At 36.9% G+C, this 24333-nt stretch carries 21 protein-coding genes and 1 pseudogene; 4 read left to right on the top strand and 18 right to left on the bottom strand.

Features of this window, described 5'->3' with window-relative positions; translation table 11 throughout:
- Positions 1-207: 207 nt before the first annotated feature.
- Positions 208-1521, bottom strand: coding sequence for an MFS transporter (locus RCG20_RS13530; RefSeq protein WP_374120470.1), 1314 nt, complete (start codon positions 1519-1521; stop codon positions 208-210).
- 660 nt (positions 1522-2181) lie between these two features.
- Between RCG20_RS13530 and RCG20_RS13525 the strand changes: the two genes are divergently transcribed.
- A complete protein-coding gene (locus RCG20_RS13525) occupies positions 2182-3516 on the top strand; it encodes a radical SAM/SPASM domain-containing protein (RefSeq protein ID WP_308180652.1) in 1335 nt (444 codons plus the stop codon).
- Positions 3517-3803: 287 nt separating this feature from the next.
- Here RCG20_RS13525 and RCG20_RS13520 read toward each other — a convergent pair whose 3' ends face one another.
- The 15 genes and pseudogenes from RCG20_RS13520 to RCG20_RS13450 form a co-directional block, all read right to left on the bottom strand.
- The gene (locus tag RCG20_RS13520) at positions 3804-3959 is read right to left on the bottom strand and encodes a hypothetical protein (protein ID WP_308180651.1); all 156 of its coding nucleotides are present in this window, start codon (positions 3957-3959) and stop codon (positions 3804-3806) included.
- A gap of 1 nt (position 3960) precedes the next feature.
- Positions 3961-4338 (bottom strand): hypothetical protein, encoded by a 378-nt coding sequence (locus RCG20_RS13515; protein WP_308180650.1) that lies wholly within the window; start codon positions 4336-4338, stop codon positions 3961-3963.
- Between the two features lie 611 nt (positions 4339-4949).
- Positions 4950-6557 (bottom strand): glycoside hydrolase family 43 protein, encoded by a 1608-nt coding sequence (locus tag RCG20_RS13510; RefSeq protein WP_308180649.1) that lies wholly within the window; start codon positions 6555-6557, stop codon positions 4950-4952.
- A 47-nt stretch (positions 6558-6604) separates the two neighbouring features.
- The gene (locus tag RCG20_RS13505; protein ID WP_308180648.1) at positions 6605-7588 is read right to left on the bottom strand and encodes an aldo/keto reductase; all 984 of its coding nucleotides are present in this window, start codon (positions 7586-7588) and stop codon (positions 6605-6607) included.
- A 294-nt stretch (positions 7589-7882) separates the two neighbouring features.
- Positions 7883-8056 (bottom strand): annotated as a pseudogene (locus RCG20_RS13500) (FGGY family carbohydrate kinase); the annotation flags it as partial.
- A gap of 55 nt (positions 8057-8111) precedes the next feature.
- The gene (locus RCG20_RS13495) at positions 8112-8747 is read right to left on the bottom strand and encodes a YesL family protein (RefSeq protein WP_308180646.1); all 636 of its coding nucleotides are present in this window, start codon (positions 8745-8747) and stop codon (positions 8112-8114) included.
- A gap of 77 nt (positions 8748-8824) precedes the next feature.
- The gene (locus RCG20_RS13490; protein ID WP_374120469.1) at positions 8825-9703 is read right to left on the bottom strand and encodes a carbohydrate ABC transporter permease; all 879 of its coding nucleotides are present in this window, start codon (positions 9701-9703) and stop codon (positions 8825-8827) included.
- Positions 9704-9724: 21 nt separating this feature from the next.
- The gene (locus RCG20_RS13485) at positions 9725-10600 is read right to left on the bottom strand and encodes a carbohydrate ABC transporter permease (RefSeq protein WP_308180645.1); all 876 of its coding nucleotides are present in this window, start codon (positions 10598-10600) and stop codon (positions 9725-9727) included.
- 87 nt (positions 10601-10687) lie between these two features.
- Positions 10688-11998, bottom strand: a complete 1311-nt coding sequence (locus tag RCG20_RS13480) for an extracellular solute-binding protein (protein ID WP_308180644.1) — start codon at positions 11996-11998, stop codon at positions 10688-10690.
- Positions 11999-12091: 93 nt separating this feature from the next.
- Positions 12092-12889, bottom strand: a complete 798-nt coding sequence (locus RCG20_RS13475) for a response regulator transcription factor (protein ID WP_308180643.1) — start codon at positions 12887-12889, stop codon at positions 12092-12094.
- Positions 12858-14606 carry a sensor histidine kinase gene (locus RCG20_RS13470; RefSeq protein WP_308180642.1) on the bottom strand — a complete coding sequence of 583 codons (1749 nt, stop codon included), beginning with the start codon at positions 14604-14606 and terminating at the stop codon, positions 12858-12860. Before RCG20_RS13470 ends, RCG20_RS13475 begins: the two co-directional genes overlap by 32 nt.
- A gap of 307 nt (positions 14607-14913) precedes the next feature.
- Positions 14914-15846, bottom strand: coding sequence for a dipeptidase (locus tag RCG20_RS13465; protein WP_308180641.1), 933 nt, complete (start codon positions 15844-15846; stop codon positions 14914-14916).
- A 57-nt stretch (positions 15847-15903) separates the two neighbouring features.
- Positions 15904-16293 carry a VOC family protein gene (locus tag RCG20_RS13460; RefSeq protein WP_308180640.1) on the bottom strand — a complete coding sequence of 130 codons (390 nt, stop codon included), beginning with the start codon at positions 16291-16293 and terminating at the stop codon, positions 15904-15906.
- A gap of 231 nt (positions 16294-16524) precedes the next feature.
- Positions 16525-17037: a GDYXXLXY domain-containing protein gene (locus RCG20_RS13455; protein WP_308180639.1), complete on the bottom strand. Its 513-nt coding sequence runs from the start codon at positions 17035-17037 to the stop codon at positions 16525-16527.
- Positions 17030-18100, bottom strand: a complete 1071-nt coding sequence (locus tag RCG20_RS13450; RefSeq protein WP_308180638.1) for a DUF2157 domain-containing protein — start codon at positions 18098-18100, stop codon at positions 17030-17032. Before RCG20_RS13450 ends, RCG20_RS13455 begins: the two co-directional genes overlap by 8 nt.
- A gap of 237 nt (positions 18101-18337) precedes the next feature.
- Here RCG20_RS13450 and RCG20_RS13445 point away from each other — a divergent pair, with 237 nt between their 5' ends.
- From RCG20_RS13445 to RCG20_RS13435, 3 genes are read left to right on the top strand one after another with little or no spacing between them, the layout of a single operon-like run.
- Positions 18338-18559, top strand: a complete 222-nt coding sequence (locus RCG20_RS13445; RefSeq protein ID WP_308180637.1) for a heavy-metal-associated domain-containing protein — start codon at positions 18338-18340, stop codon at positions 18557-18559.
- A 38-nt stretch (positions 18560-18597) separates the two neighbouring features.
- Positions 18598-20496, top strand: coding sequence for a heavy metal translocating P-type ATPase (locus RCG20_RS13440; RefSeq protein ID WP_308180636.1), 1899 nt, complete (start codon positions 18598-18600; stop codon positions 20494-20496).
- A 9-nt stretch (positions 20497-20505) separates the two neighbouring features.
- The gene (locus tag RCG20_RS13435; protein ID WP_308180635.1) at positions 20506-21222 is read left to right on the top strand and encodes a Crp/Fnr family transcriptional regulator; all 717 of its coding nucleotides are present in this window, start codon (positions 20506-20508) and stop codon (positions 21220-21222) included.
- 191 nt (positions 21223-21413) lie between these two features.
- Here the strand turns inward: RCG20_RS13435 and RCG20_RS13430 are convergent, their stop codons facing one another.
- Positions 21414-23078, bottom strand: a complete 1665-nt coding sequence (locus RCG20_RS13430) for a glycoside hydrolase family 13 protein (protein WP_308180634.1) — start codon at positions 23076-23078, stop codon at positions 21414-21416.
- 224 nt (positions 23079-23302) lie between these two features.
- Positions 23303-24325: a LacI family DNA-binding transcriptional regulator gene (locus RCG20_RS13425; protein ID WP_308180633.1), complete on the bottom strand. Its 1023-nt coding sequence runs from the start codon at positions 24323-24325 to the stop codon at positions 23303-23305.
- Between the last annotated feature and the right edge of the window lie 8 nt (positions 24326-24333).

Raw genomic sequence — 24333 nt, 5'->3', positions numbered from 1 at the left:
TTACATATTAATTCACCAGGTTGATAGCAGAGAGAGTTTATTTTTCAAGAGCATTGGATATTCAAATTCCATTATTCAAAACTCCCATCAAAAAGGCGTGTAAAAACTGATGTCAATTTTTACACGCCTTCTTATTTCTATGCACTTTTCCTTACCCAAGCCATCTGTTCCATATTCCTATAGACAAACTAGATATTAAAACTGCCTTTAGTTTATCTTAGAACCCGCCATTTCCGTCTTCTCTTTAATTTTCTGATTATATATTGGTAAAATACAGATCAGACCAACGATAAACATAACTGAAGCTGCTTCAAATATAGCTACTAATGAAAATTGTTCCTTTAAAATACCTGCTAAACTCATTGTTATCACCATTGATCCCGCAAAAAGTGGGCTTAAAATCCCATTTACCCGACCAATGAAAGCCTCTTCTGTTTTTTGCAAAATCAATGTATTAATACCAATTTGAATACAGGGCATTGTTAATCCGCTAAAAAATTCAGCAAGTAGCGTAATCCAAAGATTTGTTGATAGCCCCATTACAGCCATTCCAATAGCATTCACAAGCATACCGAATACCAGTAGCCTCTGGGGAGGTGTTGCTTTAGCAAAGATCATTGCACCTGCTCCACCTAAAATCATTCCAATTCCATTAACTATTAACAGCCATTGCAAATTTTCCTTTGGCAAGCCTAATTGTTCTGTTACAAGGAAAATGGAAAGTGGTTGAATGAAACCAACTCCAAGTCCTGCAGCCATGAAACAAAGGCCTAATAAACTTAATTCTTTCTTCCCTAAAACATATTTAATACCACTTTTCATTTCTTGCAATAAAGAAGTTTCGGTCCCTTCTTCCATTTTGTAATCTCTAGGTAGGAATGCTAGTGAACCAGCTGAAAGTAAAAAGGCAACACCTGTCAGCGCAATCGAAATGTTAATACCAAAGGATTGGAACACAAATGTACCAATCATAGGGCCTAAAACCACAAATATCGCGAAGACTGTTTGATAAACTGACATTGCAGCCTGAACTTGCTCTGCTGACAAATGCATTTTAAACAATTTCATACCAGATGGCTGGGAAAATTGCGAGAGTATCGCTGATATGAAGGTGACAAAAAAGACTACCTTCCAAGTTCCAAATACAAGCGCCACTAACACAACAAATACAGAAATAGCACTTAGGATATCACACCAAACCATTGTTTTCTTCGGTAGCCAGCGGTCAGCAAATGTGCCACCAATAAAAGAAAAAATGAAGATAGGAGCGAACTCTGCAACAGATATCATCGATACCGCAAATGCACTACCATTCGTCTCATCCATAACAAATAGTAAAACAGCAAAGTTACGGATCCAAATCCCAATTTGTAAAAATAAACCTGAAACAATAATTGCTTGAAAAACGCGGTTACGAAATAGGGTGGATGAAGGTCCTTCCTTCCCACTCAATACTACCGAACTATTTTTTTCCAAAATAAAACCTCCTGCACGATTTTTCTGGGCAGGAGGCAGTACCATACAACATCAGAAAAAGCATAATATCCTTAACGGAAGGGACACAATGATCTTATTGGTTGTAATAAAAAAGTACAGACTAATCCTATCCAGAAAAAAGAATCGTATAATTTTTTACGAATTTTCCTTTTGAAAATAGGATTAAATGATCATTGTTTTAAGGTCACCCTTCCGTTTTTTGTAATTAGAATGATAAATGATTCCATTTAATTTATCAAGCGTTTTCATTAGAAAAGCTGTTAACAGGCAACAGACATAATCTAGAATGTATCCTATAGACGATCCAAGATACTTTTTTCATTATTATTTTTACCCAATAAATTATACTAAGAAACAAACTGACTATTTCAGGGTGAAAAATTGTTTATCCCAATTTAACCTTAATATGATTGATCTCCCCTAAATTCAATCGAACGTTTGATTAATAAAATTCACGAATATTTTTATTAGATTGAAATAATGAATTGGACAACAAAACAGCTCCACAATCTGCCGTTGTTGGAGATATCTACAAATTGCATTTTCCATAGTTCTTCCTTTCTTCAAAAAAATTATCAACCCAACACACAAACAAACGTTCATCTGTAATAAATGACACTGCAAAAAGAAATATTTACCTCTAAAATTACTTTTGATTCTAAATAAAAAAGGGTGTATGGATATATGTCTTCAAAACGGTGGCTCCCTTCTCGTTTCAATGCGATTTCACAAGTCGATAACGGAGAGCTTATTCTTTATAATAGTTACACTGGGGCCATTGCGTCTATTTCAGTTGAGGAAAAGCCTGAAGTAATGGCTGCACTAAAAGTGGAAGGGATTCAAGACTTACCTGAAAGCTTAAAACCGTTAGCTGAGTCTGGATTTCTTGTTCCTGAAAGTGTTGATGAGGATATGAGGGCAAGTTTTCTTCATCAATCCCTTCATCGAACTGATACAATGCACTTGATCATGTTTCCAACAGAAGCATGCAATTTTCGCTGTACATATTGCTACCAAACCTTTCCACAAGGAAAAATGAAACCAGAAATTCGCGAAGGCTTCAAACGATATATTGAACAAAAAGGTAGTTCATTACAGCATTTGAACATCAGCTGGTTTGGCGGAGAGCCGTTGCTTGCCTTGGATGTCATTCAGGAGTTAAGTGAGTCCATACTTAGGACAGTAGAGAAACACAACCTAAATTACACCGCTGAGATGTCTACAAATGGATATCATTTAACAGCAGATACCTTTCGTTCCTTATTGAATTGGAATGTGCGTCGCTATATGATCACCCTAGATGGGGCTGCTGAAATACATGATTCTCGTAGGCTATTAGCAGGTGGCGGAAAAACATTTGACCAAATTATTAATAACTTGAAAGCCATTAAGCAAATTGATGAGGACTATGAAATTTTTATTCGCATCAATTTTGATGAAGCAAACTTAGATGAAATCCCACAATTTCTAACCTATCTTGGCAGCTTGTTTGGTGATGATCCACGCTTCCAAATCTTCACTCGCCCTGTTGGTCGGTGGGGCGGTGCAAATGATGGAGATTTACCAATCTGCGATAGCCGAACAGCCGAAACGAAAATTTGGGAATTCACTGAATTTGGCTTGAACAACGGGCTTAATATGAGTTCAAGTATTGAGTCGGCCTTAATGCCGACAGGCTCTGTTTGTTATGCTGCTAAACCGCATTCATTTGCAATTGGCGCCGACGGACAGTTGTATAAGTGTACCTGCTCTCTTGATGAGGAATTTAATAAAGTGGGGTTTCTATTACCAGATGGTTCGATGGAAATCGATTATGACAAATTGGCTCTTTGGGTTACATCTGGAGAAGAAAAAGATGCAGTTTGCCAATCATGCTTTTTCCGACCAGCCTGTCAAGGAAACCATTGTCCGCTCTATCGGATCAGAACTGGTAAACGCCCATGCTCGTATGAGAAAAGGAAAATCAAACGGGTACTAAATTTAATCTGGCAACAAAATACAAAACCGATATCCGAGTAACATGTTGAAATGAAAAACTATCTAATTCAATTAACTAAAACAGCATAATAAGGAGGTGAAAAGTATGAAAATCTTGCGTCCAGCTGTTTCTCCACAAGCAGCCGCTAATTCAGGCAGACTGACTAAATCAGTTCCTGGTAACTTGAAATAATACGTTTAAAGACTCTGAAATCAATGGATTTCAGAGTCTTTTTATAATTTTTAGAATGTTATATTCTACCTTTGGAGAGGGCCATTATCCAAACCATTTATTTTTTCTATTTCTTCATAATTCTAGGTTTACTCCTTTATAGTTTCCTCATATGAAACTCATGAACAGCCTCTGTTAATTCATAGTAAGGCAGGTTACCCCTATTCCATAGCAATAGGTCTTCATCAAATTGGTCAGGTATTTCAAAATCATCTTCCGTTGTCCTTTTTCCTTTCTCAAGGTTATTCTCCACTTCAATCACCCAACTTTTTAGAATTATTTCTTACATAATGAGTAGAGTACATGTCCTCCATATATTGGCTCCCAGTTTTTGAAAAACGCAACCGCTCTTTCGTTCCCTTTCCCCATGATTGATAAACCATTATAGATGGCTTAAGGTTTTGTTCCTTTGCAAACTTTCTTAATGCCATCAAGATATGATTTAATTTTCCCAAATTGCCAATCGTTACTCTTTCCAAGTAGGGAATTTTTCGAAACCGCCATTCCTCACTTGCTTCCCGAGTAATGATCTCCATTCGGATTAAAAGTTCCACTGGGCTCACAAATCCCTTTTCCATTATTAACTTTGATGAACAATCATACACTCTTTTTTCAATATCCTGTTCACTCATTTCATAATCCCTTTCTACCTTTTTATTACTATTCTAATAAATAAAGGCTGTTTTCGCATAGATTGTTGTTTTTCGTACCTATCCTAAAAACCCGAAATAACAATAGTATCGTGCTCTTTTCTTAAAAACTTCCTACGGTTTTCATCGGTAAATTGGAATCCCATTCTAATTTAGTTTCAACTAGCAACAAAGTTTAAGAAAAGAGCCTAAATAAAATACCAATTCCAACTATCCAAATTGTGTGACCCAATTTGACCATGCTACAATTGAGCCTACTAAATTCCAATCAAACGTTTGATTTATAAAAAATAACATAATTATTATTGGCTGTTTTCGCATAGATTGTTATTTTTCGTACCTAGCCTAAAAACCCGAAATAACAATAGTATCGTGCTCTTTTCTTAAAAACTTCCTACGGTTTTCATCGGCAAACTGGAATCCCATTCTAATTTAGTTGCAACTAGCAACAAAGTTTAAGAAAAGAGCCTTATTATTTGATTGAAATAGTGATTATGAAGTGAAAGCTTAAAACAAAAATAGGTGCCTACCCCTATCAAATAAAGGGTAGACACCTACTATCTTATAATTTAGGATTAGCACGAAGGCATCCATTAATTGTTTTTATAAATAAAATAATCAAAATCAGCATGTAGATTTTGACCAGATGTATCCTGGCATTGCATACCAACAAACGCACCTGTGAAAAAGCCTCCACCTTGAATATAATCATCAGACAATTTATAGGAATAGAAAGTAACAGGAATACCAGTCCAGTTCTCCCCATCAAAAGAGTAAGAATAGTGATAGACGTCCGTCTTCACATCAACCCGAAGATACACATCATCAACATGATCTGGAATAACAATTTCGTTACCTTGAAGAGGTTGTGCAAACGTAAAATTGTCGCAAGTCATCAATTCAAGAATTCTTCCCTTGTCATCATTCCAAGAGATCTGGCATGATGTCCAGTTTTGAGTGTTATAGTAATTCACCAAGCCTGCAGATTGTTGGAAAGTGGTTGGGTTAAATGCTACCTTCGTTTCTGCGGTAAAAGTAAAGTGCTGCCAACGCCTTGCTACAAAGGCTTGGGTGAATTTTGATGTTAATGATTCTTTCCCATAAAGACGTAAATGCCCCGGGTTTTTTTTCAGTGAAACAATATCCTCACCTAATGGGATTCGTAAAGTCTGAAAATGAGGATTTAGAGTCTCCTCACCAAAGTCATCTTTCTCAGGAAAATCCCTTTCCCACTTAACTTCTTCTATACTAGGGCCCTCTATCTCAAGAGATGGATGGTTGCCACCAACAACATATGGCCAATCGTTTTTCCACTCAAGCCTCTGAATCGCTGTTTCCCTACCAAGTGGGCAATAACCCCTTGGATCTAATAATGGCTGACCTTCTCTTGATAGTGGTCGTCCTGTTAAATGAACAAGAAACCACTCATCTGTATGTGTGTGGACAATTGAGGCATGCCCTGCTTTTTGAAGTGGGATTCTAGGCGATAAAAATGACGTGATCAGTGGGTTTTCTGGATGTACTTCATATGGGCCTCTCAGTTGTTTGGACCGGGCAATCGTAGCCTGGTGATCATATTTCGTACCACCTTCAGCTGTTAATAAATAGTAGTAGCCATTTATTTTATATAAATGAGGTGCTTCTGTCAGTTTTATATCTGTTCCCTTAAAGATAACTTCCGCTTTTCCAATCAACTTTTGTTCTTCAACACTATATTCTTGAAGCACAATGCCATAAAAAGGGTGATTGCCAATACGCTGGTCCCAACACATATTAACTAAGTATTTTTTTCCATCCTCATCATGGAATAATGATGGATCAAAGCCTGAGCTATTTAGAGAAATAGGCTCTGACCACTCACCATCTATTTTATCGCATGTAACAAGGTAATTATGGCAATCCTTCCATTGACCTTCAACAACTTTTACATCGGTAAAGATCAGCCAAAAATGGCCATCACTAAAAGATAGTGCAGGTGCCCAAATACCACCTGAATCCGGATTTCCCATCATGTTCAACTGACTTAAACGGTTTAACGGCCTCGCTGCCAATCGCCAATTTTCAAGATCCTTCGAATGATAAATACCAACTCCCGGGAACCATTCAAATGTTGAAACAGCAATATAATAATCTTCTCCCACACGACAAACACACGGATCGGGATTAAATCCTGTTAAAATTGGATTTTGAATCGTTGCCATTCCTTACACCCCTGTTCTTTATTTATATATAGTAGATTGGATACGAGTTAATAGGGCCCTCTAATATAATCCATTACTTTTTCGTGATAGAAGCTTTGAAGTTGTGCTTTTTCTTCCTTAGAAAATGGCTTTGTAGTACTCGCCTTCAGGTTGTCTGCTACTTGTCTTTGGTTCCTGAAACCTGGAATGATGCAAGTAACTTCCTTTTGATCTAAAATCCAGCGAAGTGCCGCGCTTGCCATTGACTGTCTTCCTTCCGCAATCCACTTTAGTTGGTCGCTTAATTCCACACCTTTTTTGAAACCAAGCCCTGCAAACGTCTCTCCGACGTTAAACGCCGCACCATTCTCATTAAAGTTGCGATGATCATCTTCCTCAAAAACATGATCAAATGTATATTTTCCTGTCAGTAACCCGCTCGCTAGTGGTAATCTAACCAATATTCCTACGCCTTTTTTCTGTGCTTCTGGAAATAGGACTTCTAACGGTTTCTGGCGGAAAATATTAAAAATTACTTGCAAGCTTTTAACATTCGGATTTTCTAAGCAAATTAATCCTTCTTCCACAGTTTCAACACTCACACCATAGTGGCGGATTTTACCTTCACGTTGCAACCGATCTAGTACTTCAAATACTTGACCTTCTTTTACTATTTCAGTTGCAGGACAATGGACTTGATACAAATCAATAGCTTCCCTGTTCAAACGCCGAAGGCTATCTTCACAATAAGCACGAACCGTTTCATAGGAATAGTTTTCTGGAGCAAAAATATCTCCTTGCCGACAAAACTTAGTTGCGATATGAATCTTGTCTTCCTTACCCTTTGTCGCTTTCGCTAATAATTCTTCACTGTGTCCATCACCATAAACATCAGCCGTATCAAAAAAATTCACACCCTGATCCATTGCAAATTCAAGTGCCTTTAATGATTCACTATCACTCGTTTTTCCCCAAGATCCCCCTATTGCCCATGTTCCAAAGCTAACCTCACTAACCTTTAAGCCTGTATTACCTAGTTCACGATAATTCAAACGGTACTTCTCCCTTCCATTCATCTTTTACAAAGGCTCTTTTCTTAAACTTTGTTGCTATTTGAAACTAAATTAGAATGGGATTCCAGTTTACCGATGAAACCCGTAGGAAGTTTTTAAGAAAAGAGCACGATACTATTGCTATTTCGGGTTTTTAGACTAGGTACGAAAAACAACAATCTATGCGAAAACATCCTTTACAAAAGTAGACCATCTCTTATTTTCTAAACTCTATTAACTGGCTATTTAGTTCTTTTGTTTGTTGATATACTTGTTTATAAATTGTTAATAGCTTACTGTATTCTCTTTATCTAATAAAACTAGACCATGCATTTGTCCAGAAAAACTGATTCCTTCAATATCATTGATGTCTCCTTCAAAAACTCTCCCCAACTCAGCAAGATCATCAATCGTCTTTTCTACCCATTCTTCTGGATTTTGTTCGCTATATCCTGACTTTTCTTGAATTTACGGATATGAACGGGTTACCTTATTTTTTAATATCTAGAGATGAAAGTAGGGGTCAAGAGCCAGTTACCTTCGATTGGCGTGCTTCTATTTTGTTAAAACAATACATTCCACCAAACATAAGCACCCAAGCAATCGATACGACACCAAAAAACGGAAACAAAGCTGGCATATACAAAACTAAGAAAAGTATGGCTGCTAGACTTGATAACATAAGTAAGGTTATATGAAAATTAAGAACACCTAAAAAGAAGGAATTTTTTACATAATCCGTTAATTTTAAATCGTAATGTACATATACCGGAAAGATATACACAATCGTAATGAGATAAAATGCTGTGATAATCAATAATGGGACGAACAATGCTGTCTGTAGTGTGCCATCTAAGGTTCTTACATATAAAAAATCAAAAGCGATGAACGCTCCACCTAAGACAAAACAAAACCCCAATACATTAGATCGTTTGAATTCCTTTTGGTAGACGGAAAGAAATGTACTCCAAATCGGTATGTCAGTTTCCTTCATCAACCATTTACGAACAATCGTAAATAATGCGATGGTAGCTGGGGCAATTCCAAAAAGAACCAACCCGGCTACAGAAAAGAAAATCCATAATAGATTTACAAAACCAAGTTTCATAATCCACTCACATACGATAAAAAGTTTCCCCATTGTTTTTCCAAAACTCATTGAATATCACCTCATTTTCTAACTCAATTTAATCTTTATTGGTATTTACATTACCTAAAAGCGAGAAAATTTACCCTTTACCCTTTAACAGAACCTGAAGCAATCCCTTCAACAATTCGGTTGCTTAATAAAAAGAAGGCAATAAGGATTGGTAGGATACTGATGACAAGAGTGGCACCAATTGCGCCCCAATCTGTTGTATACTGTCCGATAAAATTCTGGATTCCCACCGTCAGTGTTTTATACGAATCTGAACTTATAAACGTGTTTACAAAAACAAATTCATTCCAGTTGTAAATCATATTGATAATCGCAGCTGTGGCAATTACTGGAGAGGTCATCGGTAGGGTTATCCTGAAAAAAATACGATTAATAGATGCACCATCCATGATTGCCGCTTCTTCCACTTCACGTGGGAGTGCTTCATAAAATCCAAGCAAAATCATGATCGTAATGGGAAGATTAAAAGCGGTATATGACAATATGACCGAAAGAGGATTATCAATTAGATGAATTTTTGTAAATGTATTAAATAAAGGAATGAGTGTTGAATGGACTGGAATCATTAAACCTACCATGAATAATCCCAAAACAAGTTTACTGCCCTTCCAATTCATTCTCGTGATTGCAAATGTAACCATGCTTGCCAAAACAACAGTCAATATAACGGCAGCAACGGTATATGTCACACTATTAAAGAAGTACTGGCTTATATTTCCCTCTGTCCAAACCTTAGCGTAATTTTCCCATCTTGGAGTTGCTGGTAGAGAGAAAGGGGACATATTGAAAACTTCTTGATTATTCTTCAGTGAAAAAAGAAATAACCAGATAATCGGAAATAGTTGAAACACCGCAACGATAATAAGGAATAAATACAGAACTCCATAGGCAAAACGCATTCCAATACTTGTCTTTTTATCATTTTTTCTTATCGGAGACCCAGTTGTTTTCACCATATTAACCAAAATCCCCTTTCCCTAATAAATATCATCATTTGATTTTGTTAACTTAGTAATGATAAGAGTAGCAACAAGACAGATTACTAACAGAAAGAATCCAACGGCACTTCCGTAACCAAAGTCAAAACCTTTAAATGCTTGATGGTACATATAAGAGGCCATAACCTCACTTGCTCCATTCGGTCCTCCATCCGTCATAACATATATCAAGTCAAAATATTTCAATGATCCTACAACTGCAAGAACAATTGTTACCTTGATAACGTTCATGATCAATGGAAGCTTTATCTTCATCGCAATTTGAAATGGTGTTGCACCATCAATTTTTGCGGCTTCTTCGAGGGAATCTGGGATATTCTTAAGTGCAGCATAATAAATCAAAATATAGAAACCTGCATATTGCCAGATAATCGGTATGATAATAGCAAAAAGGGCTAATTTAGAATCCGCAAGCCATGCTGGTGGATTGTCTACCCCAAGTGAAACTAAAATAGTGTTTAAAATCCCATTAATAGGATGATAAATTTTCAACCAGAGCTGTGCAATCGCAACAGATGCAAGAAGCATCGGAATCAAATATATCTTCCTAAGTAAATTTGCTCCCTTTACTTTACCGGCAAGAATGATTGAGATGAACAAATAACCAATCAAGCTAATAGTTGAAAACACTGCTAGCAATAAGGAGTGGTACGCACTCTTCCAAAATAAAGAATCATGGATGAGATGAGAATAATTCTTTAAACCAATAAATTCCATATCCCCGATTCCATTCCATTTCATTAATCCAAAATATCCAGTCTGCACAATTGGAACATAAATCAGGGCAAGAATTAGAAATAATGCTGGTGCTACATACAGTGCAATTACTTTTTTATTAGACATAACTTTATTCATTACAATTCATCTCCTTCCCTTTCAAAGAAAATGGGAAAGGGCATACCAGATGTGGAGAGATATGCCCTTTTCCAAAGTTACATTAGATTATTTACCTTCATCATTCTTCAGTGCTTCTTCTTGTTTCTTCGCAAAATCCTTTGGTGTTACTTCATTGCCGAATAGTGATTGAATTAAATTCAAGTGTGTTTCAGCAACCGTTGCACTCATTTGAACATCTGCAAATAATGTAAGGTTGCTCGCTTTACCTAAATCATTCAACACATCAGTATAAAGCTGTGGTAATTGCAATTTGGAAGTATCCACTTTTGTTGCTGGGATAACACCCGCTTTGTTTACAGATTGCTCACCCCATTTTTGTACAAAGAACTTAACAAACTCCTTCGCTTCAGGTTTAACCTTCGAATTTTGGGAAACGAATAACCCAACCCCTGGTCCACCTACCCAGCTGTTGATATTTCCTTTGCCACCTTCAACAGTTGGAAACTTAAAGTAGCCAACACTATCGCGGAAATCTTTTGGAATATCTTCATTCGTTGTAAAGTTCGGAAGTTCCCATGTTCCCATTAGGTACATAGCCGCTTTTCCATTTAAGAATTCTGATTTTGCTTCATCATTAGACAAACCGTTAAATCCTTTAATAAACCCATTTTCTTTTACTAATTTTTGTATTTCACCAGCAGCCGTTACTAGAGCAGGATCTTCAAATGTACCAGTACGATTGATTGCTTTTGTTAAAACATCAGATCCACCAATACGATCTGCTAGGTACATATACCATAATGATCCTGTCCAGCGATCTTTGTTTCCAAGTGCAATTGGTGCAACACCTTTGCTAGCGAGTGTTTTTACAACGTTTTGGAAATCACTATAGGTTTGTGGTATTTCAAGATTGTATTTTTGGAAAATTGCTTTGTTATAGTAAATTGGAGCAATGTTTAATTCAAGCGGCAATCCATATGTTTTACCGTCTAATGCATATGCTTCTGTTGTGCCACTAACAAAAGAATCCTTCAAGCCGCCATTTAATACATCATCAAGTGGTGCAAAAAGATTTCCTTTAACAAATGGAGTCATATATCCTGCAGCCCATGTAAATCCTACATCGGGAAGCTGGTTTGATGAGGAAAGAACTTTAATCTTGTTCTTGTATTGTTCATTTTCAAGAACTTCTACATCAATCTTTACATCCTTGTGTGCTGCTTCATATTGCTTGATAATATCCGTTACAATTAAGTTTTGTTGTTTGGAGCTTCCAGCAGGCCAAAGGTGCATGAATTTAATCGTTTTCTTGGCACCGCTTTCATCCGCTGTCTTATTTGAACCTGAACATCCAGCTAAAGCAGCTGTAAGAAGTAGTGCTAGTATGACTAGTAATGTATGCGCTTTCTTAAACATGTCAAAACCTCCCGAATTTTATAATTCTTTACACTTAAATCTTACCATCAAAAAAAAACCCCGGTAAGGTAACCGCGATTGGGGAAAATTCCACTATTTTTGGAAAGGGCTTTCATTGAGCACAGAAACCTTTCTATATTTGCTCGGGGTAATCCCCTCAAACTCTTTGAATAACTTGATAAAATACTTTGCTGTTTGATAGCCCGCCTTTTGGGCAATTTCCTCTATTGGTAAATCAGTTGTCAGCAATAAATTTTTGGCGATTTGCAGTTTTTTTCTTGTTACATATTCACTAAATGTTAAACGGGTTTGTTCCTTAAAGAGGACACTTAAATAACTCGCATTCAAATGAACATAATCTGCTACTTCCTTTAAACTTATCTGGCGATTTAAATTATTATTTACATAGGCCATAGCTTCTTTAATAGGGGACTTTGAAAGATCTTCTCTGACATCAATTCTTAAGATCTTCTGGTCTGTGACCTTTTCCATATAGTCTGTCCTCTCAATGCTCGCTTCTGTTTCCAGTGCTTCTTCTACTGCTTCAATCAGCTTTTGTTTACTTAATGGCTTTAATAAATAATTTATGACACCAAGTCGAATGGCTTCCTGCGCATATTCAAAATCAGGATATCCGGAAATGATCATGACTACTGGCTTATGACCATTTTCCTTTATTTTTTTCAATAGCATTAAACCATTCATTTCAGGCATGGAGACATCTGTGATCAATAGGTGAATTCTTGTTTTGTTAAAAATTTCATATGCCTCAGGTCCATCCGCTGCACTCATGATTTCATATTTACCTTCAGACCACATCTCAAGTGTCTTTTTCAGTCCTTGTCTAGTTCTTTCCTCATCATCGACGATTAGAATTGTCTTTGTAGCCATCATAACCTGCCCCTTCACCTGGAATTTCAAATATAACCTTCGTCCCTTTTCCCTGTTCACTATATAAATGAAGTCCTTGCAAGTTAAATCCGTCAAAATACAGTTGAATCCTTTTATTAACATTGGTAAGTGCCATACCCATCCCCTTTAAGGATGATAAAGTATCATTTTCAATTGCTTTGTTAAGATCATAAAGTGTTTCGCTATCGATTCCCATCCCATTATCTTGTACAGATATGATAAGATTTGAGGAACAGCTTGCTTTTTCTATACTAATGGAAACAGAACCTTGCTTTCTTTTGTTCTCAATTCCATGTAAAATGGCATTTTCAACTAATGGCTGAATCGTCAGCTTAGGAATCTTCACATCAAGGTACTCAATTGGTGCTGAAATATCCCATAATAATCGATCGCCTAACCTCATTTTCATCAGAAGTAGATATCGTTCGATATGGTTCAATTCATCACGAATCGTCACCCACCCATCACTTGCCGTCCCAATTGTATACCGAAAAAGCTCTGACATTGCAATAACTAACCCACCCAATTCTTCTTCCCCTTTTTCCTCCAAAGACCAATAAAGTGCATTTAATGTATTATAAAGAAAATGAGGATCAATTTGAGCTTGTAATGCTTTCAACTCAGTTCGACTACGAAGTAGCTCCTTTTCATATACCTCTTGAATTAAGTGGTTGGTGTTTTCCACCATTTGGTTGTAGGTTCTATTCAACTCAATGATTTCAAGCGATGAAGAACTTTCTGGATTTGGTTTTAATTCGTCCATTTTTGCATTCTTCATTGTATTAGTCAGTTTTTTAATCGGACGAGTTATCATTGTTGCTATAAATATAGAAGATATTAAGAAAATGATATAACCGATTGCTCCAGAAAAAAGAATGGCTGTCCGCACCACCGAGACTCCTTCCATTAGGAAGCTCATAGGCTTTAAAATAACCAGTGTCCATCCTGTTAATTGCGATGATTCCTTTACAACCATGTACTCTTTTTGGTTAATAGAAACTGTTTTACGCCCATCTAACAGTATATTTTGAATATCCATCCCATAATCGGAAGTGATCGGGGCTAAATCCCGATCTAAGAGTGCCATATAACCCTTTTCTCCATCCTCGCTGTTCTCTTTCACTTGAAAATAACTATTAGAAATCCGAACTACTAAATAGCCACCATTTGAATACCAGCGGTCCATTAGACTAACCCTTCTAATTGCATATGAATAATTCTTATTATTGGGGTCTTTGCCTATCCAAACTAATCGACCTTGTTCATAATCAGCTATCCTTATCCATCTTTGCTCAATGAGACTTGATAGCTTTTTGTCATCAAATGGATAAATTCTTTTCCCTTCGGTTGAATATAATTCAAAGGATGAAATCCCGTCCGAATAGGCAAGAAAGTTTCGAATTACGCTTACTAATGATTGCCTGTTTGCAAAATCGATCCTTTTCCCATTTACCAAGCCAAGTAGAAGCTGCTGAACAGTACCATTCGTCACTAATTGATTAGAAAGCGTATCAACTTGTTTATATAGTGTTTCCATTCTTCCATTTGCTTCGATAGCAGTTTGCTGAATCTGTAATTCAGCATTATTTTTCATCATTGCCCCAACCTGTCTATATACCATGATTGAAACAATCAAAAGGACAATCATCATCACAAATAAAAAGATGGCTAATATCTGATTACGTAGAGTATTCAAGGTTCTTAATCGTAACCTGAAAATAATGATCACCCTTCGATAATATAGTATGTACCTGTTAAATTTTATCAGAGAATACAGCATAAAGCACCATCCGCAAATTGGATGGTGCCCATTTTTCTATCCTAAAAAAGCACATAGAGAATCGAACGTTTGAATTGTGTATCCCCACTAAACCGTGGCATGATTGATTCTGCTCTAATTCAATCAAACGTTTGATCAAGAGCGATAAAGCACGATTATACTAGATTAATATAATAAATTTTTAAAAGGAGTCAACCAAGACAATTCAAAAATCAAATAGCCCCTATGATCTAAACACATGGTAGTCAAGGAAATTTTGATAGGCAAATCCCCTTACCTCATCCTCACTGTAATGCTTCAATAATTCATTAATTAGATTTTGGCTCTTGGAGGCATCTTCTAAACCAGTAATAAACGTCTCGATTCCATCAAAATCAGACCCTAGGCCAATTTGTTTAACTCCACCTAATGAACAAAAATGATCAATATGCTTTAAAAGATCAGTAATTGTTGCAAATCCATCCTCTTTTACAAAAGGAGGACAATAAACAAGATGAATCCTCCCACCACTTTTGAACATGGCTAAAGCTTGGTCATCCGATAAATTCCTTGGATGATCGCAGATTGTTTTCGAATTAGAGTGGCTTGCTATTGGATATTTCGCCAGTTCGATAACATCCCAAAAGGCTTTTTCACTTAAATGGGAAACATCTGTCAAAATTTTATGTTCATTGTTACATTGAACAATTTCCTTCCCGAAAAGGGTTAATCCTCCCCCTCGTGGTTCACCTGCACCATCTGCCGCTAAATTGCCATTATTCCATGTAAGGCCCACAGAACGAACACCAAGCTGATAAAGTGTATGTAGTTTTGTTAAATCATTGCCAATTGCATCGACACCCTCAAGTGTTAACATTGCGCCGATTTCACCGTCCTGTAGACGACCAAAATCAGACCATTCCTTTATATGCTTCATTTCAGGATTCTTCCCAAGAACCTCTTGATAAAAATAATTAATTTGTTCAAGTGCTACTTGAAACTTTTGATCTGACTTTATCTCAGGGTAAATAAAGATCGCAAAGCACTGAACCAGCATGTTTCCTTGCTTTAATCGTTCCTTATTTGTATGTAATTCCGGGGCATTAGCAAAATTCAATGAACCTTTTGCCTCTTCTAACCTTAGTAATGCATCACAATGCAGGTCAATTATTTTCATTTTAATCCCCCAATTTCGGTATTTTTCAAATATTATTAAAATTATAACATAGATATCCTATTCTACTGGGGCTACTATTTCTACTTTTATCCTGTCTGGATCTTCAAAGTAGACAGCATAATGTTTTGTTCCCCCGGCATAGGGATGCTTATCAGAATATAGAATTTTTATTCCTCTTTCCTTTAATTTACCTGTTAGTTCATTTACATGTTCCTTTGATTTTGCATGAAAAGCTAAATGATTTAGACCTACTCTACAGCGATGGAAAGGAACATCCATAAATCGTTCTTCTGCCTGAACAAACACAATGTATGTTTCCCTATATTTCCAACTGATTCCATTATCCCATTTTTGATATTTCTCATAGTTCAATTCAGTAAATAACCAATCCCAGAATGTAATGGTCTTCGTTAAATCGGAAACATAAATTTCAATATGATGCAGCATTTTCAGCCCCCTTTTTACAATTTCAACAGGTCGAAGGGTATATAAATTAATATTCCGAAAAAATGTAAATTATTTTCAACTCTTTCAATTGTGTATCGCTATTTGTCCTTGATAGTATTGGACTCATTAAACTTCAATCAAACGTTTGATTAAGAAAATAATGCAGTTTTATTATTATAGTTAAATAGAAAGATCAGGCACCATCTAAAATTCAGATGATGCCTGGCACCTTTATTTTTTCTCGATACCCACTAACATCGCATACCCATTTTTCACTTTTACTTTTGCCCGAACCCCACCTTTAAGAGCGGCATTTTCCCATTTGGTTCCTGTATTATCCTCCACATAGTATTTATCCAAACTATATTGGAGGTAGACTAATTTTTCACGATCATCTATATAGTTCAACACACCTTTTAAGTAAATTCCTTTTTTGGGCTTTTCAAGGGTGACTTTGATTGGAGTATGAACACCATTCTTTTTTTTAAGAAGAACATAAACTTTTGTTCCATATTGGTTATCTTTTAGTATTTTAGTTTCTACCATCTCTTGTGGCACTTGTTCTGCTTCGTATTGTAGTGAAACATAGTCGCCACTAAAAGGATCTGACGGATCAATTGGTCTAGTTTGGAGAAGGATATCGTCTCCATTCATAATGGTGTATAGAGGAGTTACACACATACCTAAAAGGATGAGCACTGGCACAGCACAAGCTAATAGCAGATATTTCGTTCTTTTATTCATGCGATCCCCCTCCTTTTTTCCTTTGCTTTTCAAAATAAAAACCAAACCCAAGCAAGAGGAGTCCGCCTATGATAAAAACGAAAGACTTTGGCAAAAACTCAAAAGATATATCAAGATAAAAGCGGAAAATCATAGCGCAGAGGATGATAATACTTAGTAAACTTCCCTTTTTCACCAAATACAAAACAAATAAAAGATACAGGATTGAGAAAGGGATATAGATCCAATCGACGGGCCAGACATCTCCAAATGACAACATAAGTGCTGCCCCACCATGAACAAGATATCCAACTATCATGTAAATCTCTTTTATCTTTATCCGAGTGAGGACAATAAATATCCCGATTGCAAGATATATAAGACCTAGCACATACAAATAATCTTCATGCCCTTTGGTAATGGAGTTAAATACAATTCCGATAAAGATGAGTGGTAGAAATCCCGCCACAAAGCCTGTTGCTTTTGAAAAGCCAATCTTTTCATTTATTATATATATTGCTACAATCCAAAGGAGTATCCAATAAGGGATACTTTCCCCTTGAATAAATGAGCCATCTGTCATATAGATGAAGGCAAAAATAGAAGCAAGCAGTAGAATCCATTTATCCCGTAATGCCCAGGCTAATGGTATAATACCCAGCGACCACCATAAAAAGGCAGCCTGAAAATCTCCCCCAAAATGAAACATTTGCCTAACAAGAAAAATCCCTGCTCCAAACACTAACACACCCAAATAATAAAGGCTTCTTGATGTCTTTGGATAGGTTTTTTCCATTCCGAATCCAGCTAAATTACAACCTAAAAACATAACAATAATAAAAATAAACTTAGTTAGCTTTCCAATATCTCCCCAGTTACTTGCAATGAAACTAAGGATTCCTGCTCCAATCAAGACCGATCCTACATATAAAAGAGTTTTTGTAAAAGAAAGGCGTTCCTCTACTTGGTATATCTCCTGGATCTCAGTTACCTTACTCCCCAATAAAATCCCTGATTCCTCTAAATAATGAAGTTCACGCTTCAAAATTGCCAGTTCTTGTTTTTTTATCATTCGTTTCGTCAAGCTCTCACTCCTTCCTTTTTCTCTTTATCACCTTACATCCCAATATATAATTCTATGTGCAAATATCTAGTTAAAAACATCTTATCTTAAATGGGTACTCAAGTACCATACAATTATTAGATAATGCCTGAACCATTTAGTATAAAAATATCTTTCTCAATTTGACCTACATCAAAGTTATTTGATGGAAAGGGTTATATGATAAAGACATAAGAAAACAAAAGGGAGAGATAAATAATGAAAAATATTACATTCCAAGTTGATGATTTTATTTGCCCTAGCTGTGTACAAAAAATTGAAAAAGTTATGTCTACACAACCAGGTGTTAATGAGGTAAAAGTTCTTTTCAATGCAGCGAAGGTTAAAATCAAGTTTGACGAAACCACAGGAAGCCCTGAAGAATATGAAGGAATACTTACAAAGCTAGGAAGCGATGTTCTTTCAAAGAAAATTTCCTAGTATATCCGAAAAACCTTTTTCAATAGGAGGGAACTAACATGAAATGGTTAAGCAAGGGTAAGCTTGTTTCTGTCACGGGGGTCTGTATCATAACGGCTCTCGTTTTTCAATTCATTCATTTTACAATCATGTCCGATATTATTTTTTGGATTGCCACTATTCTTGCTGGCTATCCAATTGCTAAAAATGCCTTCCAAGCCATTACACTAAAGGTAATTAGCATTGAATTACTTGTTACTGTAGCTGTTATTGGTGCACTTTTTATCGGAGAATATTCAGAATCGGCAGCTGTTACATTCCTGTTCATACTTGGTTCATACCTTGAACATCGAACACTTGAAAAAACGAGGTCTTCCTTAAAATCGCTACTGGATCTTGCTCCACTGGAAGCACGTATTGTCAAAGATGGTAAAGAAGAAATCATTGCAGCTGAAGATGTCCAAGAGAAAGACATTCTTTTCATCCATTCAGGTGAAAAAGTACCTGCAGACGGACGGGTAATTGATGGGGAAGCACATGTAAATGAAGCAGCCATTACCGGAGAATCCATTCCTGTGCAGAAAAAAGCAAATGATAAAGTATTTAGTGGGACCATAATCGATAACGGCTATCTTAAGGTAGAGGCTCAAAAGGTTGGTGAAGATACCACCTTCTCTAAAATTCTACAACTCGTCGAAGAAGCACAAGATACAAAAGCAAAGACACAAAAATTTATTGAAAAATTTGCAACCTACTATACACCTTCGATACTCGTTCTTTCGATAGGGGTATTTATTATTACTCGAGATATTAGACTAGCACTCACCTTTCTTGTTATCTCTTGCCCAGGTGCACTCGTGATTTCTGCACCCGTTTCAATTGTAGCTGGAATCGGGAATGGAGCAAAACGCGGTATTCTGATTAAAGGTGGGGAAATTACTGAAAGAGCTGCTAAACTTAGCATTATTGCCTTTGATAAAACCGGTACCCTTACAGTTGGGAAACCTCAAGTAGCCGCCATTAAAACGATTGAAATAACTGAAAATGAGTTACTAGCAGTTTCAGCAAAAGCAGAGTCCTTTTCAGAGCACCATTTGGCAAGAGCTATTTTGGATGAGGCAGCTAAAAAAGGGGTAGCTTCAAATGAAAAACCAGAAAATTTCCAAGTATTTAAAGGCATGGGAGTTATCGCTTCAATCGATGGAAACAGCTGGTTAATTGGGAACCGGAAAATGATGGCACACAATCAAGTTAAAATAAATGATGACATTGAACAATATGTATATAATGAAGAAGTAAGAGGTCGCACTGCTGTTATGATTGCGAATGGACAACAACTAAAAGGAATCATATCCATTTCAGATAGGATAAGACCTGAAGCTGCCGAGACTATAAGACTACTAAAAAAAGCAGGCAAAAAAGTGATCATGCTTACAGGTGATAATGAACGCACTGCCGCAACTGTTGCTGCTGAAGTTGGCATTAGTGACTATTTTGCCGGACTACTTCCCGAACAAAAGGTAGCAAAAATAAAGGAACTTCAAGCCTCTGGGCTGATGGTCGGAATGGTTGGCGATGGTATTAATGATGCCCCAGCAATTGCAACCGCTGATGTTGGGATTGCCATGGGTGGCGCAGGAACTGATGCTGCAATGGAAACTGCGGATATTATCTTAATGGCTGATCGTATGGAAAAGTTACCATTCACTCTAAATCTAGCTCAGGCAACCGTCCGCAACATGCAACAGAATATGTTCTTCGCCGTTTCGATTGTTATCCTCCTTCTTGTGGGAGTACTATCCAAGACAGTGTTCCTAGCATCCGGAATGTTAATTCATGAATTAAGCGTGCTTATTGTCATTCTTAATGCGATCCGTTTATTGAAGTTTAAAAGCACTGGGAGATCGCCTATTAATACAAACACGAATGTATTTGTAACCATACCTAATCAGAAATGAGTGTTCTATATGAAATGCAATCATTCATTTGATGACCCTGAATCAATGAAACTTTGTGTTGCCGGGGTTCCCATTTTCAACCATCTTTCAAATCGAGAAATGCAAGAAATTGTGGAGACCAGTCGCACTAAAGTTTACAGAAAAGGGGAATTTATTTTCCAGCCTGGTGATCCATCAGGGAACCTATTAATTATTCATACAGGGAGGGTTAAAATGTACCGGGTTTCAGAATCAGGAAAAGAGCAGCTTCTCCGTATTCTTGAACCTGGTGACTTCATCGGAGATCTATCCCTTTTTACGAATGAGACCTCGGATAATTATGCGGAGACAATGATCAATACGGAGATCTGCGCAATTCATCGAGCAGACATGCAGCAATTTCTTATTACTCACCCTCTGATTTCCGTTAAAATTCTTGAAGAAATTAGTAAGCGATTGAATGAGGCAGAAAAAACAATTGAACGATTAAGCCTCCAAGATGCCGAAAAACGGATTGCATCCTATCTTGTCGAACTTGTAAAAAATACAGTTGATCCTAAGTCAATCACGCTCCCACTTAACATTCTTCTCCCAATGAGTAAAAAGGATCTTGCTTCCTATATTGGAACGACTAAGGAAACGTTGAGCAGAAGGCTCTCCTCTTTCCAAGACAACGGGTGGATTAGCTTAACAGGGCAACGCAATATCACTATCTTAAACTTTGAGCCACTTCTTAACTTAGAGTAACGGCTAGCCATTCAAAATCAAAGTGATTTAACACAATTATGGGGTTAAAGAAAACTCGCCGATTGGCTAGCCCCTAAGGGCGATGATTAGGTGGAGTTACCCTGATGCGCTAGCAGAATTTATGGATATAAATTCAAATTAACCACAAAAAAAGGAGGTTCCTCGCTGAAATCGGAATCCTCCACTTGTTCTTAAACACGATATACTCTTGCTTCATACGGCTTTAATACTAACTCCGAAAGTGATTCATCCTCCGAAATATCAATATTATTTAGCAATAATTCATGATTATCCTTGAATAGACCTATTTTCTCATTTACACTTGCTGGTTGATTAGAAAGGTTTGCCATCACAACAATCTTGTTCCCATTCAGTGTACGAGTATAGGCATAAATTTGCGGGTCATTTTCTACTAGCAAATCATACGTACCATACGTAAACACTTCATTCCCCTTTTTTAAGGCAATCATTTTCTTGTAAAAATTTAAGATTGATTTTTCATCATTTTGCTGATTCTCCACGTTAACATCCTTATAATTAGGGTTCACCATTAGCCATGGAGTTTGACTAGTAAAACCAGCGTTTACCTCTGATGACCACTGCATCGGAGTCCGAGAGTTATCTCGGCTTGATGCCCAGATAATTTCCATGATTTCCTCGTGTGGAACTCCATCCGCCCTTTTCAAATGATATAAATTTTTCGTCGCAACATCATCATAATCATCAATCGATTTAAATTTCACATTCGTCATCCCAATTTCTTGGCCTTGGTAAATAAACGGCGTACCTTGCATGAGAAAATACATGGCTCCTAGCGCTGTTGCACTCTCCCGCCAATATTCCTGATCATTTCCCCAGGTAGACACTCTTCGTGGTTGGTCGTGGTTCTCAATAAATAGCGCATTCCAACCCTTTCCCTCAACACCTTTTTGCCAAGAGGATAAAATTTTCTTTAGACCTACGATATCCAGATCCTTTTTTACTTCTGCATCCCAGAGTTTAAGATGTTCAAATTGGAACACCATATTGAACTTTCCTTGCTTTTCATCGACCCAAAGCTCGATATCCTCAACTTGCACGCCATTGGCCTCTCCAACAGTCATAATGTCATATTTAGAGAAGGTCTCTTCCTTAAGCTCCTGCAAAAAACTATGAATCCCTTTGACATTCATATGTTTTTCAAAAGACGCAACATACTTTAGTCCTTTAGGATTCGGCATATCAACTAGCCCAGCTTCTTTTTTAATATGACTAATCGCGTCAACTCGAAATCCGTCAATCCCCTGTTTAAGCCACCAATTGATCATCTCATATAAAGATTCTCTTACCTCTTTATTTTCCCAATTCAAATCAGGCTGTTTTTTTGAAAAAATATGCAAGAAATATTGGCCACTTTGTTCATCTAACTCCCAGGCAGATCCCCCAAAAACACTTTCCCAGTTATTTGGCTCTTCTTCCTCTTTCCCATCACGCCAAATATACCAATCTCGTTTTGGATTATCAATTCTTGAGCGCGATTCGATAAACCATGGATGCTCATCACTTGTATGGTTAATAACCAAATCAAGGATCAACTTCATGCCCCGACTGTGAACCTCTTTAAGAAGAAGGTTAAAATCCTGCATCGTTCCAAACTCAGCCATTATTTTGTGATAATCACTTATATCATAGCCATTATCATCATTCGGTGATTGAAACATCGGACAAACCCAAATCACATCAATTCCTAAATCTTTTAGATAATCAAGTTTGGAGATGATTCCCAATATGTCCCCAATACCATCTCCATTTGAATCCATAAAACTTCGAGGATAAATTTGATATGCAACTGCTTCTTTCCACCAAAATTTATTCATGCTAAATCCTCTCTACTTCTTAATACTTTTTATAGTAGGCTGTTTTCGTACAGATTGTTGTTTTACGTACCTAGTCTAAAACACGTAATTACTATGATATCGTGCTCTTTTCTTGAAAATTGCCCACTGTTTTATCGATAAACTGTTATAACACACCATATTACCTTCAAATAGCAACAAAGTTTAAGAAAAGAGCCTTATAGTAAGTTCAACATCTTTTTCTATTATTTTTTGGTAGCACATGACTTTCGTTCAATCAATTTAGTTGGAATCGTAATCCGTTTAGGCAGCATATTTGGATTCTCGATTTTTTCAATAAGGCATTGGGTTGCTTCATATCCTAATTGGAAGGTCCCAATATCTACTGATGTTAACGGTGGATTCGAATGTTCCGATAATGATAAATTATTAAAACTAATGATTGAAATATCTTCTGGTACCTTTATGTTTGCCTTCTCCAAATGACTAATCATTTCAAAAGCAATTAAATCATCCTGTGTGACAAGACCAGTCGGAGGAGTATCTAACGACATTAAAGCACTAATAGCCTTCTCCCCAGTTCCCAATACATTTTTTTCTTGAACAAAATAGCTATCATTTACAGGATAGCCTGCATCCTCAAGTGCCATCCTATATCCATTTAACCGATCAATTGTAACAACAAATTCTTGATTTCCACCCACGAAGGCTATATTTTCATGTCCTAAATTTATCAAATAATTCGTAACTTGTTTTGTGATATAAACATTATCATTATCAACAAATGTTATTCTTTCCTCATTTGTATAAGGTCTTCCAACAACGACAAATGGAAAACCCGTTTCTTCCAAGTACTTTATCGTTCGATCATTAACGCGGGAAGACAATAGAACGATTCCGTCAACACGTCTACCCATAACCATAGAAATAACTTCTTCAAAGATTTCATCTTCTGTTGATCCGGTTGAAAGGTAAATACCATATTTACTTGCATGGGCATTTTTACTGATTCCTCTTAAAACTTCTGGGTAAAAGGGATTTTGAAATGAATAGAAGGCTGCATTTGGCATCACTGCTCCGATGGTTTGTGTGCTTTTGGCCGCCAAGCTCCGTGCTTGTAAATTGGGATAGTACCCCAGTTTTTCCATAACCTCTTTTACGCGCCTTTTTGTCTTTTCACTAATTCGAGGATTATCAGCAATTACCCTTGAAACAGTGGAAGGCGCAACATTGGCTTCCTTAGCTACATCCTTTATCGTGACCACCATAAATCCCC

The sequence above is a fragment of the Neobacillus sp. PS3-40 genome (assembly GCF_030915485.1).
In the GTDB taxonomy this organism is placed as follows: domain Bacteria; phylum Bacillota; class Bacilli; order Bacillales; family Cytobacillaceae; genus JAUZPL01.
Note: the sequence above shows the minus strand (reverse complement) of the source record. Positions and strands in the feature narration are given on the sequence as shown.